The 14,307-nt window shown below is 42.2% G+C and carries 9 protein-coding genes and 7 pseudogenes; 12 read left to right on the top strand and 4 right to left on the bottom strand.

Annotated features, from left to right (window positions below):
* Window positions 1-92 precede the first annotated feature (92 nt).
* The 3 genes from ACQG19_RS18875 (at window position 93) to ACQG19_RS18865 (ending at window position 3,075) form a co-directional block, all read left to right on the top strand.
* Window positions 93-1,448 (top strand): 3-isopropylmalate dehydratase large subunit, encoded by a 1,356-nt coding sequence (locus ACQG19_RS18875; protein WP_246932872.1) that lies wholly within the window; start codon window positions 93-95, stop codon window positions 1,446-1,448.
* Window positions 1,438-1,977, top strand: coding sequence for a 3-isopropylmalate dehydratase small subunit (locus ACQG19_RS18870; RefSeq protein WP_013098375.1), 540 nt, complete (start codon window positions 1,438-1,440; stop codon window positions 1,975-1,977). The genes ACQG19_RS18875 and ACQG19_RS18870 overlap by 11 nt, the downstream gene beginning before the upstream one ends.
* A gap of 87 nt (window positions 1,978-2,064) precedes the next feature.
* Window positions 2,065-3,075: a TauD/TfdA family dioxygenase gene (locus ACQG19_RS18865; protein ID WP_023620869.1), complete on the top strand. Its 1,011-nt coding sequence runs from the start codon at window positions 2,065-2,067 to the stop codon at window positions 3,073-3,075.
* A 112-nt stretch (window positions 3,076-3,187) separates the two neighbouring features.
* On the opposite strand, the gene ACQG19_RS18860 is transcribed toward ACQG19_RS18865, so the two are convergent.
* The 3 genes from ACQG19_RS18860 to ACQG19_RS18850 all read right to left on the bottom strand — a co-directional run bounded on the left by ACQG19_RS18860 (window position 3,188) and on the right by ACQG19_RS18850 (window position 4,527).
* Window positions 3,188-3,577 carry a DUF7079 family protein gene (locus ACQG19_RS18860; RefSeq protein ID WP_246932879.1) on the bottom strand — a complete coding sequence of 130 codons (390 nt, stop codon included), beginning with the start codon at window positions 3,575-3,577 and terminating at the stop codon, window positions 3,188-3,190.
* A 1-nt stretch (window position 3,578) separates the two neighbouring features.
* Window positions 3,579-3,866 (bottom strand): hypothetical protein, encoded by a 288-nt coding sequence (locus tag ACQG19_RS18855; protein WP_350415384.1) that lies wholly within the window; start codon window positions 3,864-3,866, stop codon window positions 3,579-3,581.
* Between the two features lie 358 nt (window positions 3,867-4,224).
* The gene (locus ACQG19_RS18850; protein WP_426725977.1) at window positions 4,225-4,527 is read right to left on the bottom strand and encodes a hypothetical protein; all 303 of its coding nucleotides are present in this window, start codon (window positions 4,525-4,527) and stop codon (window positions 4,225-4,227) included.
* A gap of 278 nt (window positions 4,528-4,805) precedes the next feature.
* Here ACQG19_RS18850 and ACQG19_RS18845 point away from each other — a divergent pair.
* From ACQG19_RS18845 to ACQG19_RS18835, 3 genes and pseudogenes are all read left to right on the top strand, one after another.
* Window positions 4,806-5,593: pseudogene (locus ACQG19_RS18845) on the top strand (nucleotidyltransferase domain-containing protein).
* A 138-nt stretch (window positions 5,594-5,731) separates the two neighbouring features.
* On the top strand, window positions 5,732-6,508 hold the full coding sequence (locus ACQG19_RS18840) for an isocitrate lyase/PEP mutase family protein (protein ID WP_426725976.1): 777 nt from the start codon (window positions 5,732-5,734) through the stop codon (window positions 6,506-6,508).
* A pseudogene (locus ACQG19_RS18835) lies at window positions 6,492-7,539 on the top strand (bifunctional transcriptional activator/DNA repair enzyme AdaA). The gene ACQG19_RS18840 and the pseudogene ACQG19_RS18835 overlap by 17 nt, the downstream one beginning before the upstream one ends.
* A 31-nt stretch (window positions 7,540-7,570) precedes the next feature.
* Here the strand turns inward: ACQG19_RS18835 and ACQG19_RS18830 are convergent.
* Window positions 7,571-7,711 carry a hypothetical protein gene (locus ACQG19_RS18830; RefSeq protein WP_426725975.1) on the bottom strand — a complete coding sequence of 47 codons (141 nt, stop codon included), beginning with the start codon at window positions 7,709-7,711 and terminating at the stop codon, window positions 7,571-7,573.
* A gap of 267 nt (window positions 7,712-7,978) precedes the next feature.
* On the opposite strand from ACQG19_RS18830, the pseudogene ACQG19_RS18825 reads away from it, so the two are divergent.
* The 6 genes and pseudogenes from ACQG19_RS18825 to ACQG19_RS18800 all read left to right on the top strand — a co-directional run bounded on the left by ACQG19_RS18825 (window position 7,979) and on the right by ACQG19_RS18800 (window position 14,296).
* Window positions 7,979-8,824 (top strand): annotated as a pseudogene (locus ACQG19_RS18825) (DUF6387 family protein).
* Window positions 8,825-9,104: 280 nt separating this feature from the next.
* Complete coding sequence (locus ACQG19_RS18820) at window positions 9,105-9,311, top strand: helix-turn-helix transcriptional regulator (RefSeq protein WP_000795663.1); 207 nt, start codon at window positions 9,105-9,107, stop codon at window positions 9,309-9,311.
* A 20-nt stretch (window positions 9,312-9,331) separates the two neighbouring features.
* Window positions 9,332-9,634 (top strand): annotated as a pseudogene (locus ACQG19_RS18815) (hypothetical protein).
* 295 nt (window positions 9,635-9,929) lie between these two features.
* Window positions 9,930-11,129: pseudogene (locus tag ACQG19_RS18810) on the top strand (tyrosine-type recombinase/integrase).
* A pseudogene (locus ACQG19_RS18805) lies at window positions 11,122-12,429 on the top strand (tyrosine-type recombinase/integrase). The pseudogenes ACQG19_RS18810 and ACQG19_RS18805 overlap by 8 nt, the downstream one beginning before the upstream one ends.
* Window positions 12,426-14,296, top strand: a pseudogene (locus ACQG19_RS18800) (DNA-binding protein). Before ACQG19_RS18805 ends, ACQG19_RS18800 begins: the two co-directional pseudogenes overlap by 4 nt.
* Window positions 14,297-14,307: the final 11 nt, after the last annotated feature.

Below are 14,307 nucleotides of genomic sequence, written 5' to 3'. Positions count from 1 at the left end.
AAAATGAAACTAATCTGACGAATAACGGATTCCCGTTGAAAGCCCCTCCTCTGTACGGTGTAATTTCCCCATCAGATAAAGAGGAGAGAAAAATGAATATTCACGAAACTGATGATTATGCGTCGGTAAATATAAAGCCGGGGATGACGTTAACCGAAAAAATAATCGCCAGAGCCAGCAAGAGATCGCATGTTTCACCGGGTGAAGTGCTTTTCGTGAATGTTGATGTATTAATGTCCCACGATCCCTGCACGCCTGGCGTCGCCAGCGTATTTAAAAAAGAATTTGGTGAAGAGGCAAAAGTCTGGAACCCGGATCGCTTTATTATGATCCCTGACCACTTTGTTTATTCCGCCGACCCGCAGGCGAATCAAAATATTCGGGTAATGCGGGAATTCGCAAAAGCACAAAATATTACCCATTTTTATGATGTGGGCACCCCGGACTATAAAGGCGTGTGTCATATCGGCCTGGCGGAAGGGGGACACACCCGGCCGGGAGAGGTGTTGTTGGGGACCGATTCTCACACCGTGACCGCCGGGGCCTTTGGTACCTTCGCCATTGGCGTGGGGATCACCGACGGGGCGTATGCCCTGGGTACGGGGGAGATCCCGTTGATGGTTCCCGCCACCATAAAAGTGAATTACTACGGTAAAAAAGCGAAAAGCGTTCAGGCGAAAGATTTAATTCTGGTGTTAATGAAAGAGCTGGGCGTGGAAGGGGCGACCTATAATGCCATCGAATTTACCGGCAACATCATCGATGAATTATCGGTCGAAGAGCGAATGACGATGTGCAATATGGTTGTGGAGTGCGGGGCTAAAAACGGCATTATGGTGCCAAACCAGGCCACGCTGGATTACCTGGCGACCAGAACCACCGTCCCGTATTCCGTGGTGACGCCTGATGAAAATGCGCATTACGTCCGCACGATTGATATTGACGTCTCGGCATTAACCAGCGTGATTGCGCGGCCACACTCCCCGGATAATGTGGTGGCAGTGACACAGCTGGAAAATATTGCCATTTCGCAAGCCTATATTGGCTCCTGCACGGGCGGTAAAACGGATGATTTTATCGCTGCTGCGGAAATACTGTGGCAGCGCAAGGTGGCCATCCCAACCTACGCCGTTCCCGCGACCAAAGAGGTTTTTCATAATCTGATCACCACCCAGGTGAAGGGCCGATCCGTGTATGAAATCCTGACCCGGGCTGGCGTTAAATTATCTTCTGAACCCGGCTGCGCGGCTTGCTGTGGCGGGCCAGCGGACACCTTTGGGAGAGTCAGGGATCCGATAAGCGTGATTTCCACCACCAACCGTAACTTTGTGGGGCGGATGGGAAATAAAGGCGCGATGATTTATCTGGCCTCACCTTATGCAGTGGCTGCTGCGGCAGTGACCGGTTTTATTACTAATCCAGAACGGTACTTAACTAATGACTATTAATAACGTAATGCGCGGTACAGTTTATGTGTTAGGCGATAATATCGATACCGACCAGATATTAACTGCTGAATATTTGAAAATTAACCCGGCCTCTGCCGAGGGGCGTGAAGAGCTGGCAACGCTCGCCATGTGCGGACTGCCGGAAGGGGCGCTGCCGTTTATCAATCCGCAGACGCAGCGAGCAGGGTATGACTTTATTGTGGCCGGGAAAAATTTCGGCTGTGGCTCATCGCGCGAGCATGCGGTGGTGGCTCTGGGAGCATCCGGCGTGAAGGCCGTCGTCGCCCAGTCGTTCGCCCGCATATTTTTCCGCAACTGTGTATCCACGGGGCAAATCATGCCCGTCACGCTGAATGAAGGCTGTGATATCCGTGCGCTGAAAACGGGGGATACCATTGAAATCGATTTAGACGCTCATCAGATTGGTACTGCTGATGGGATTCTGAAAACCGCTCCGGTAGGGGAACTTGCGAACATTGTCGCCGCCGGTGGCTTGTTCGCTTACGCAAGGCAAACAGGAAAGATTTAATCCAATACAACCATAAGACTCAAAACAAGACGCCTTACTTTCTCAGGGTGCAGCGTCTGTTTTGAGCGTACATAAGGCAATCAAACTATGATCACCCAGCTAGAGTTTAACGATCTTCAAAAAGATGAGCTATCAAAACTTATCAGCCGTGTCACCATCAGCCCTTATACAGACTACAAACTCTTCAAGCAGTCCATCACCGAACTCATCGAAAATGGTCTGGTGCCCACTTTTTTTGTTCAGGCCTGCGAGCGCGTCAGGCAAGAGCGCAAGGATCAAGGCATTAACGCGCATTTATTAAAAAACGTACCACTTGACACCATCATTCCTGAATTTGATCAGTCCAATCCCGTTAACGATAAGTACGCCAAAAAGCTCACCTTTGTAGGAGAGGCCCTGCTGGAGCTGTTCGCTCAGCTCACCGACTCCCCGTTACTGGCCTACCGTACGCGCAACAACGGTGATTTTTTCCATGATGTTTATGCCGACAAAAAATACAGCAACACACAAACGCAAAAGACGGACGGCGAACTTTATTACCACAACGATCGCACCGCTCACCCGGTGCGCGCTGATTTTCTCAGCTTATTAGGCATGCGTTGCAGCGAAGAAAACCTGATTTTTACCGGCTACCTGGACGGTAAAGCGATTCTGGATAATTTGAAAGCTGAATCCCAGGAGTGGTTACGCAAGCCACTTTTTATTACCCCTTTTGATGAATACTCTCGCGACTCGAACGCCAGCCAGATTGATTCTGAGCTGCATCCGATCCTGGAGAATATTCATACTTTCCGTTACTACGACACACGCACAACGTATTCTCCGGATGCGCCAGCAGAGGCGATCAAAGCATTAATTGACCTTAAGGTGGCCATCACCAAAGCGGCAAAAGGCCGCGTTGCTATTAACAAAGGCGACCTGTTCTCCTTCGCCAATCAGGACTCTTTACACAACCGGGAAATCATCCAGGTGAGAGATCCATACTCAGCGGAAAAACGCTGGTTGCTGAAAACCTACAGCTTCCGTAATCCCGAAGTGATGAATATGTATCACAACTACTTCGATGCCGATCTGCCGGGGTTTGTGATCGCCGAGTAAGAGTGACCTTGCTGGTATAAAAAAGCCCGCATGCCTGAGGTGTGCGGGTTTTTTGTTTGTGCGAGAAGACCTGTGCTAGTAACGTTCTTTGGTCATCATCTCGCTTTATAACTTATGACAAGCCGTTATCAAGCTTAGCGGATAGCCTGTTAAGTTCCTTGCTGATGTGTTTGCGCCGTTGTTTTAACAGTACCCGGGCCGGAATGATGCGCTCGATAAATGTCGGCTTTCTGTTCAAATACGCTGTCACAAGCCGTTTGATGTCTTCCTCTGACCAACCGTCCATCACCGGCGTTGGGTTGTAAAGCAGATTAGCCTGTAGAGCAGGGGCGACTTCCTCATCCACAATTCTGAAGATCTCTTCCTGGTTTAATCCGGATTTTTTCAGCACCTCTGCTATCCATTGATAGTCATACTCCTGGAGTTCGCGCCCGGTAAAAAGTTCTGATAAGGCGTGCCAGACGGGGACGCGGGCGATCAGCTGGGTTTCAGTCAAATGCATTTTAATTTCTCCCTTGCGATGAAACATACACGGTTCCGAACAGGAGGTCTGTTCCAATCGACGCAAGAATTCCGCCCACTAATGCCGCAACACCAATACAAACGGGCGCAGTTGCTGCGCACACACCCGTGGCTACCACCGCTTGCACAAACTCAGCAAACATTTTCAGAATATCGCGCAAATACTGCTGTCTGACACGCGAGTCCTGTATACAATGTGCTGCAAAATTTGACGCCTTTCCTTGCAGCGAAGCAAGAGCAGTAGAAAAGGCTCTCTGATCATTCTGCATTGCTCCAGCAACGGCGGGGTATGTGAATCCTATTCAGCACCTCATCATGACGAACAACGCGGTAGAGATAATATCTCTGGCTAATTTTCTCCTTATATAAACACTATACAATTTTTTGAATGCAACATTCATTAGTCATCCCTGTAATTACAGAAATGTTTTTATACTTTTTATATTGAACGCATGAAAATAGTTTTAATGTAACGCCTCATCGTATTTGATGACAGGGCCGACATAGGCTATTAAAGGTGAAAAAATTAGCCCATAAACTTTATAAAATGGGAAAACCTATAATACCGATGAACAAGAGTTTGCTCGCCAGGCAGAAAGGAGAGTTAATCTTCGTTGCGTAAAAATTTCACCGCCTTCCATGAGACAGACAGCGGTGCCATTCCCAGATAAAAAGAGATAAAACGATAATTATTGCGAAATAAATCCAACCATTACCATAATCATTAGTGATAGTTGCATAGGTAGCAAAAAACAGTAAACCAATGACAATGATCCAGGACGTGTAGAAGCGTCGTTTTAGCTCAACTAAAAGTGAATGCAGAGTCCGATCTTTACGTTTCGGATCTTCAAGTACGGCACGCAAAGCCGTAATGTTTTTATCAGTGAACCCGTATGAACGAAGTTTCGTTTCCTGTTGCGCGTCTATCACTCTTCACTCCTGAACGTTGAATGCTCCTGCTTAAATTATATAAAACAATAACAGGTATGGCTGATTAAAAACAGATTCAACAATCGCTGAAATGATGAATTACGACATCGTGCCTGGCAGTCAGAACATAACTATGCCCTTCATATCTAAGAGATCGCTTTATCGGCCAGCGAGTACACTCCTCAGGGACAAGACGGTTCCTGCAAAAAATATCTGGCCCTTATTTAAAGAGCTCGATATTCTGTAATGCTTTGTCTTTTTTGTGAACAGGAAAAAGTATGCTAAGTACATTACCCGATTTACACAGAAGTTTTGCAGAGCAACTCAAGCTTAAATTTCAGGCTGATTCGCGAATTCACTCTCTTCTCGCTGGCGGCTCGCTTATTCATGGCGGGTTCGATATTTACTCCGATCTCGATTTTGTCGTTGTGGTAGACCCTCTCAGCTATGACGAGATCATGGCGCAGCGTATTGAGTTCGCCGGAACACTGGGGCATCTGCTGCATGCCTTCACCGGCGAACATGTCGGAGAGCCTCGTCTGCTTATATGCCTGTATGGTCCTGAACTCCTCCATGTCGATCGAAATTTGTCACACTGGACATGCTCACTCAACGCGTTGAGGAGCCTGCAGTGTTATTTACCCGCGATCACCTGGCTCTGGAACAACAACTGGCAAAATATAGTGCTCAATGGCTTGACATGACGCCAGAGTGGTTTGAGTCCTGAGCCCTGATCTGGCTTTATTAAACGGCTGGTGGTGAAACTGGAAGGGGCGAACTCTTTGAAGCGATTGGTATGCTGTCATTCTTTCGCGAGCAAGTGCTGGGACCTATGCTGTGCCGTCGGGCAAATCTACCGCAACGTGGGGTTCGCCGCATTGAATTCCATGGCATTGATCCTGATGGCCTGCTTGCATCCACGCTGGCAACGCACGATCGTGACTCCGTCAGCATTGCCATCAGAAAGGCTATTGACGCTTATATCACTCTGCGGGCTGATGCGCTGCCGAAAAATATCGCAGACTATGCGGCACGATGGGCGGTTCTTGCCATGCTGAAAGCCTGAACCCGGCCTTGAAAGGTTTCGGTCTGGTTCGCCCCGGGTTCAGACGACGTTTGCTAAAAAAATGGTCGTCTGAATTTCGGTTGTGACGTTCTTGCGACTGCTTAGATTCATTTTCAATCTTATCGAGAGGATATGGATATGAATTTTGCAGAACTCCACAACCAGCATGAGCCACTTCTTATCGCTAATGTCTGGGATGCCGCCAGTGCTGTAGCAGCGCAAGAAGCAGGTTATCAGGCATTGGGAACGTCCAGCGCAGCAATCGCGTCCACACTGGGATATGAAGACGGGCAGGGAATGCCATTTGATGCATTATTTTATATGGTCACCCGTATCCAGGCTGTTAGCAAGCTGCCATTGAGCGTTGACATGGAAGCAGGGTATGGTGATTCAGCCGAAGAGATTACAGCCAATCTCAGGCGCCTTGCTCAGACAGGCGTCGCAGGCGTTAACCTTGAAGACAGCAGAGTCATAAACGGGGTGCGTCAGCTTGACGATGCCTCTGATTTTACCTGTACCCTAAGAACAGTATGCGATGCGCTGAGAAGCGAAAATCATAGCCTGTTTCTGAACATCCGGACTGACACTTACCTGCTCGGGCATGTAGATGTGTTGCAGGAGACGCTATTACGGGGTCAAAGTTATAAAGCTGCAGGTGCTGACGGCCTTTTTGTTCCCTGTCTGACGTCAGAGAAAGACATCAGCCTCATTGCAGAGGCAACGGCTTTGCCTCTTAATGTCATGTGTATGCCCGACCTTCCGTCGTTCGACAGGCTGAAGCTGGCCGGAGTAAGCCGCATTTCCATGGGCAATTTTGTGCATCCAGCCATGCAGTCAACGCTGACTGATGTCATGCATGCGATCCGTTCTCGTCAGACGTTTGAAGGACTTTTTGGTGATGAAAATAACCGATAAGAATTTATGTGATATCTGGTATCAGGCATTACTTGAACGTGCTTCAGAATATACTGGCGTGTTTTTTGTTGGCGTCAAAACCACTGGCGTGTTCTGCATTTCGGTATGTCGGGCGCGAAAGCCCAAACGTGAAAATGTCGAATTTTATAAAGATGCCAAATCTGCCCTTGCAGCCGGCTTTCGGCCCTGTAAGGTCTGCAGACCCGCTGAGAATGCGCACAGCGCGCCATTATTTGTTGAACAGGCGCTTGCGCTTGTCAGGCGCGATATTAAATCCCGTGTTGCAGACGCGGAGCTTCGCCAGCATGGAATCAGTCCGGAGCGGGTAAGGCGCTGGTTTCTGCAACATCACGGCATCACTTTTCAGGCTTTCCAGCGAATGCAGCGGGTGAACGTTGCCATGCAGGAGCTCAAAAGCGGACGAACGGCGACCGACGTTGCGCTGGACAACGGCTATGAATCCCTGAGCGGGTTTGGTTATACCTATAAGCGACTTACTGGTGCAGCGCCGACTCAGGCAACCCGCGGTGATTGTCATTCACCGTTTTACCACGACGCTTGGGCCGATGTTTGTCTGTGCGACAGAGCGGGGAGTTTGTCTACTGGAGTTTACCGATCGCCGGATGTTAGAAACAGAATTTCGCGATATTCAGCGTTTATTTAACGCCAGAATCGTCACCGGAGAAAACAGCCACACCCGGCAGACAGTAAAAGAGGTCAGCGAGTATTTTGCCGGAACGCGCCGACAGTTTGATCTCTCTGTAGATGCCCCGGGGAGTGATTTTCAACAATCCGTCTGGCGCGAGCTGCGGTCAGTTCCCTATGGACAGACCTCACACTATCAGGCCATCTCACTACGGATGAATAAGCCAAATGCTGTGCGCGCTGTCGCTGCTGCTAATGGTGCAAACCGAATTGCAATTGTGATCCCTTGCCACAGGATAATTGGTAAAGATGGAGCGATGACAGGTTATGGAGGGGGGATTTCTCGAAAAGAATGGCTCATTGAGCATGAGAGGAAGAATGTTTAATGGCGTGATGCACCAGTGCCGCCGGGAAATTTTATGGGCTTCGCAGGGCAAGTTGAGGGCACAAAAAAGCCCGCAGGGCTTGCGCCGTGCGGGCTTTCAGGACGTCCACCAGTCGACTCTGGTGATCGCTGATGGAGAATTTTGGTGGGCTGGCGTCCCTGTAATTAGCCATTCATTCCATTGATTTTTAATGTTATTTATACTTTGAATTTTATGTGTGGTTCTAAAAAAGGAACCATAAATCGTAATGGTATGGGTTATCACGATTAGCGGATTGGAGAATTGTATCAAAAGGAAACAAATTCTTCAGTTCAACTCCCTGCTAGTAGCTGAACTGCGCAAGCAGGATCTGCTTTTCACCGATTAGTGAATGCGGTAGTTTTTCAGCGAAACTGAATTCTATCCGTAGGGCAGTACCAGCATAGGTGGAGAATGGATTTTGAACAACTGGTCACCAGAGCACACAAAAGACATCAAGAGTTGGTTTAAGATTGATACATATCGCAAATTTGAAGACCTCTCATTGCTCCAGTTTTACCATGAGATATGGGCTCGTAACTTGTTCTTTAAAAAAGGAGTATCAAGAGTTTGAGAGCAGAACTCTTATGGGTTACTTCTCAAAAATTTTCAGTGGCAATCCTTTTTTAATTGAAGAAGGGCAACTGGGATACATGACTCCTGCCAATAAACTTTTTCAGCCTCCCCATTTTTTTCTAACAACTCTTGATCGCCTTGCTGAAACCAGCATCATTGCTATGCAACGCGGAGGTTTTGTTTGGGATGGTGATGACAATTATTCAATAAACAGAGATCTTCGGGAAGAATCACTTTCAGATATTATGCCAGATCAGTTTTCACGAACAGTCATGTTCGAGATTGATTTGGCAAGTGGCACAGACGAAGAGATTGCAGAGTCGCTTAAAGCTGCATTACCGCAGTGGCGTAAAATCAAAGGTATCGAACCAGATCCTTTAGAATCAGTTCGCTTTGGGTATGGAACTATCAAGAAACTCATCAGTTATCGTGTGATACCTATGCTGGATATCCTGTGTGGGCAGCCGTTAAAAAAATCCGTGTCTCTGACGAACAGTTATCCAGACTGCTATATACAGGCGATGACGAAGAAAGCGAAATGAGGCAGTCTAGCCAAATCAAAGATACCGACAGGCCTTTGGCTCTTAAATCCTGCACAACTGACTTTATCCGACAATTCCATTACTTCATGAACAAAAATAGCCATTTGAAGCAAATGAAAGTCTCTGATGTAATGAAACTATCTGATTAGAATTACATTTATAACTATTTGTTTTAATTGTTAAAATTAACTAAAGGCATCATTGTGAATGGTGCTTTTTTTTGCGATTTTTACTTTAAACCGGGCATTTTGACACTTGCTATAAAACGGGGGAATTTCAGCTACTCTCAAGTTCCCCTTTTCTGTACGGCACCAACTTCGAGAAAACCATCCTGCATAGCTACGAAGAACCTCCGCTTCAGGAGCTTCGCTCTTTTCTTTTCCCAACTGTTCGTATAGTGACTTCACCGCAACGACAAGGGATAACGAGATCAAAAATCAAGCAACCCGCCTAATACGATTACCAGAAGTTCTCGAACGAACTGGCTACGGAAAAGCCTGGATATATCGTCTGATCAACGATGGTAAGTTTCCTGCTCCTGTCAAAATTGGAAGTCGTGCAGTAGCTTTCGTTGAAAGTGAGATTGATACCTGGATTCAGTCTGTTATCGAAACAAGTCGAAATAATGTTGCTTAATTGAACTTAGGAGTGATTTTATGAATATCGAAGAATTTGTAAGCGAAGAAAACCATATGTGCAATTTATGCGGATATTTTTTCTGAAAAAGATCTTTGACCAAGAAGTGATTTATGACTTACCTAATAACGAGTTTAATAAAGAAATCATTTACTGGCTCAGTCAGTACCTTGTAGGAAATCTGAGAGAACCTTTAGACTCGATCTCTCGAAGTTGATGCTTGCAAACAGATATATGTTTACGAGACCTGGTTATCTCTAATTAAATGTCCTGATGAATTGAAACTCCTAGCGAAGCGGATAATTTTATATCTAATGGATTAAGAGCTTTTTATGAAAATGTAAAGTTTGGCTGCATAATTTATCTTAAAACTTTACAGAATAACTTACATTATTTTGGTTGCCGTTTATTAGCAAGGCAGTGAGATAGTTTTCGAAGTATTAGGTGTACATAATATTAACTAGATCTACCAGATGATAATTTGACAAAAATAATCGTCTATCTCACTGTTTTAATTTAAATAAATATCTTAATCGATCCAAATAAATTTGTAAATCTACGAAATGCTTATTATTAATATATTGGAATTATACTTTTTGTAAAGTTTAGGAGGAAAATATGTGCAGTATTTGTGTGGATTCTTTTATGTTCGAAAATGGTGAGAGATATTGTCATGTTGTAAATAAAGATACTGGTGAGCCATTGTATTATCCAAACTTGTATATAACAACACAAGTCAGGAATCGGTCAGAGTCTATATCAACAATGAAGGTTATCGCTGGATATTTCATTGTTATATCGATTCTTTATGAGAAAAAATATCAATATTGATGAAAGAATTCAGAAAAGGATATTTCTGGCTCCTCATGAAATTGAAGATTTGATTGAATTCACTTCATTCAATTTTCGAGATGGCGAGAATGATAATTTTAGAAGTTCAAATGTCAAAAAACCAACTAAGTACTTTCGGATAACAACCATAGCTAACTATCTGGAATGGCTGTGCAAAATACATCTTTCTCATACAGGACAGAAGGATACTCTCAATATATTTTAGATTTCATAAACAACATAAAACGAAAGAAACCGAGAAATAATGATAAATATAATATGGATATAGAAAAAAGTTTAAATAATGAACAATTGGATTCTTTGTTTAGCATTCTTGCACCGGGTAGCAAATTAAATCCTTTTTCAGAAAAAGTGCAAAAAAAGAAACAATCTAATATTCCTGCTATTACACTGCTTTGGCCTGAGAAGCAGGCGAACTTTTGAATCTGCGAATTGGTGATATAGATTTTGCAGAATCGACAATTGCAATAAGAAGAAGAGCAAATGATAAAACAGATTGTGAGTGTATCAGCCTTTAGTTAAAACTTGTGAGAGGAAATTAATTGCTGATAAAAAGCTCATGTTTGAAATTTCAGATTATATTCTGAATGATTGAAGAAACATAAAAAATTCTAACAAACATGATTTCCTGTTTATTACTTATAAGGAAGGAAAAACTCAAGGGCAACCTATTTCATTTTCTTCATATCACAAAGTGGTGAGTGTTGTTGTTAATCCTCCTCACTTCTAGGGGGATTGACAGGTCACAAACTCAGACATACATGGAATTATGAGTTTTCGAAAGCAATAGACAAGAATCAGGACATATCCGATGAAAAAGAGCAACAAATCCGTTCTTATCTCATGGGATGGCGACCGGGTTCAGAAACTTCAATGATTTATAATCGCAGGCATATTCATGAGCTATCGAAAAAAACTGCACTTGAACAACAAGAGCAACTATTCAAAGGAGAATTTGATGAATAATTTAATTAAAAATAAATCTGATAAAATGTCTTTGCATGAACATAAAATCGTCAGTTCGATTGAAAATAACGGAATCAATCTTACAAACTTAATATATGCTATGAACGAAAATTTGGTTTGTGGGTTTGTATATACAGTACAATATTATTATAATAGCAACAGCTATTTGTATGTGAAAAATATTGTTAGAAATATGGAGAGTCTTATCCGTAAACTATCTCCTACTCATATTGATGATAAGGTTCTAATTGAATATCAAAATAAGAAATTATCAAAAGCCTCAGCATCATTTCGCGTTTTACGACCATTTTTGATTAAATGGTTTGAGTTAGGATATCCGGGGAATAGATGAAAGTGCGGTAGAACTGTTAAAGCATTTGGACCTAAAAATAAAAAAATCTGGTCAGTCTGTGCTTCAAGATGATCCAACAGAGGGACCATTAAATAAAGAAGAACATACTTCTTTGATTAAGGCTATGAATCATGCATATAGAAAAGGTGAACTGTCACTTCCACATTATGCAATATCACTATTGATTGGTCTTACAGGTAGAAGACCTCAGCAGTTAGTTATGTTGAAATATAAAGACCTTCTTCAAAAGAACTTAGATAATGGCAAAGTAGAATATGTAATTTCAGTGCCACGAGTAAAACAACGGGGTAAAGAACTACGATATCGAGAACTTGCAATAATATCAGAGGTTGCATCAATTGTTCAATTGCAAGCTAATCAATCAGTGAAACTTGTTGAGCAAGCTCTTGGGAAAAACTCTTGATGATTATTCTAAACGAGAAGTTCCTATTTTCTTAAATGAGGAAAGAATGTTTTTAGATTTATCCATAACAGGTTCAATTCTTCTGGAATATAATAAATTATATGCGAAGCCTACAATTGCTAATGTAGCATTGAAAAGTATTGTTAATAATGGGAATGTAATATCCAACCGTACCGGTTCGATACTAAATATTACTCCTCGTAGGCTTCGTTATACAATAGCAACTATGCTGGCTAAGAATGGGCATAATGTTAATACTATAGCTGAATTATTGGATCATTCATCTACTTCAAGTGCGGGGATTTATATTAAAAATCATGCTGACAGTGTTGAAAGGATTGATTCCGCTGTTTCAGAACAATTGTCATTTGTCGCTGATATTTTTATGAACGGAATCAAATCGAAAAAGAAGTCATTTCAAATTTTTTTCTTCAAGTAGATGCCAGAGTCAGAATTCAGGATTTCCTTGCAATCAATGTATGTTTTTTATTCCGATTGATCGCAGTGAGGTGAATCAACTATGAATAATATTATTTTGTTCAAATCAAAAAAACATATTCTTGTAGAAGAAAATTATAATGAGTTCATAAAATTTTGTCGCTATCAACTGTCCGGACTAACCCGAAACTCAGGATTGGGAGCAGTATGCCTGGAAAGGATATGTCACATTTAGAAAAATAGGGATTGGAAATAAAATCTTTGATTCCATTGATGCAATGCACGAAGATTATATCAATTTTGCGAAAGCATATATCAGATATCAACACACATTGAAACCATTAAAAAATTATGGGGTTATTATGATGGCCTTGCGATGTCTCGAACAGGCCCTTTTGCAGGTTCAGAACACTGGTCTCATTTATAATGTTACAGCCGTTGTTTTCGATGAGGCAATGCAGATTGGGGAGTAAATATTTTGAAGGTAACGTTTTGGCTAAATGTGGAATACAGCTTGAAAAAATATCAAAGTTTCTGTGTGAACATAATCTTGTGAAGTCAGGATATATCTCATGGAAAAACCATGTAAAACAGAAAGTCAAAAACAATTATCTTCCTGAGATTGAGGATTATCACCGAAGCGATAAGTTACCAGATGAAGAAGCATTGCTCGCTATTGCTGATATTTTTTCTCAAAATGATGAGTTACTGAGTCCAAGGGATAAGTTCACCAGTTCAGTATTTGCACTTCTACTTTGTTGTCCGAGCAGAATTTCTGAAATTTTAGCCTTACCTGCTGATTGTGAGATTACACAAATAGATGGCAAGGGTATCGAAAGATATGGTTTGAGATTTTATTCGGTAAAAGGGTATGGCCCTAATATCAAATGGATTCCACGGGTTATGATACCAGTTGCAAAGAAAGCGATTAGAAGATTACTTTCCTTATCACAAAATGCAAGAGCACTTGCTCACTGGTGCGAAAAGTACCCGGATAAATTTTACCGACATGAGCTTTGCCCAACAGTTGATGAAAAAGCTAAATTGACCGTTGTACAAGTTTGCCATGCACTGGGGTATAATTTATTTGATCATAAATCATGTGTTTTAAAAATTAAAAGAACGAGTTTGGATGGTGGAAAAGTTTCTTAAACCACAATGATTACAACTATTCATTGAGTAATTTGTGGAAATTATTAGTTCTAATTTTAGCAGAGATTTTCCATGGTATGATAAAGAAAAATCCATAAAATTTAGTAATGCTTTATGCTTGCTCATATGTATTAATTTTCTTTATCAAGAATGACTTCAATTTTCACATTTTACAAACCTACTAAAAGTTTCTTTTTCAGTGACATACAAAGAAAAAGCTATGAGATGAATTATAAAAATATATTTTCCCGATATGGATATTATGATGATGAAGGTAAACCACTACTTATTCGCTCACACCAGCCACGGCACCTTTTAAACACAATAGCCCATTATGGTGAAATGTCTGAACTGGATATAGCTAAATGGTCTGGTCGTATCAATGCGAATCAGAACAGAGTTTATAACCATGTGTCGGAAGAAGATATGTTAGATAAAATCAAAGCTATTAAATTGAATAGGAGTAATTACTGTCAAAGGGAGTCAATACCCACAAATGAATTGACAATTGATTTTGATAACCTTAATCAAGGTGCAATACACTTAACTGAATTTGGTTACTGTGTACATAACTATTTAATCAAGCCTTGTGCAAAAATTAATCATCTTATTGAATGTGATAATGAAACACCGGACATTAACTCAGTAGATAGAATTAGACTGCAATCTGTCCGAGAGAAAGTAATGCAATTAAAGAGAATAACTCAGATCGCTTATGAAAATGGTGATTATGGTGCAGACAAATGGTTGCAACACCACAAAAAAAATTTGGAAAGAATTAATAAACTATTGAATAATTGAAACAGGAGATG

Source organism: Enterobacter cloacae complex sp. 277I4, from assembly GCF_050031465.1.
Taxonomy (GTDB): Bacteria; Pseudomonadota; Gammaproteobacteria; order Enterobacterales; family Enterobacteriaceae; genus Enterobacter; species Enterobacter cloacae.
This window is presented reverse-complemented; position numbering and strand designations above follow the sequence as displayed.

Excerpts from the sequence above, each read along its gene's own strand:
- ACQG19_RS18865 (WP_023620869.1), top strand. The coding sequence starts at position 2,065 with ATGATCACCCAGCTAGAGTTTAACGATCTTCAAAAAGATGAGCTATCA.
- ACQG19_RS18860 (WP_246932879.1), bottom strand. The coding sequence starts at position 3,577 with ATGCATTTGACTGAAACCCAGCTGATCGCCCGCGTCCCCGTCTGGCAC.
- ACQG19_RS18875 (WP_246932872.1), top strand. The coding sequence starts at position 93 with ATGAATATTCACGAAACTGATGATTATGCGTCGGTAAATATAAAGCCG.
- ACQG19_RS18855 (WP_350415384.1), bottom strand. The coding sequence starts at position 3,866 with ATGCAGAATGATCAGAGAGCCTTTTCTACTGCTCTTGCTTCGCTGCAA.
- ACQG19_RS18870 (WP_013098375.1), top strand. The coding sequence starts at position 1,438 with ATGACTATTAATAACGTAATGCGCGGTACAGTTTATGTGTTAGGCGAT.
- ACQG19_RS18840 (WP_426725976.1), top strand. The coding sequence starts at position 5,732 with ATGAATTTTGCAGAACTCCACAACCAGCATGAGCCACTTCTTATCGCT.
- ACQG19_RS18830 (WP_426725975.1), bottom strand. The coding sequence starts at position 7,711 with ATGGCTAATTACAGGGACGCCAGCCCACCAAAATTCTCCATCAGCGAT.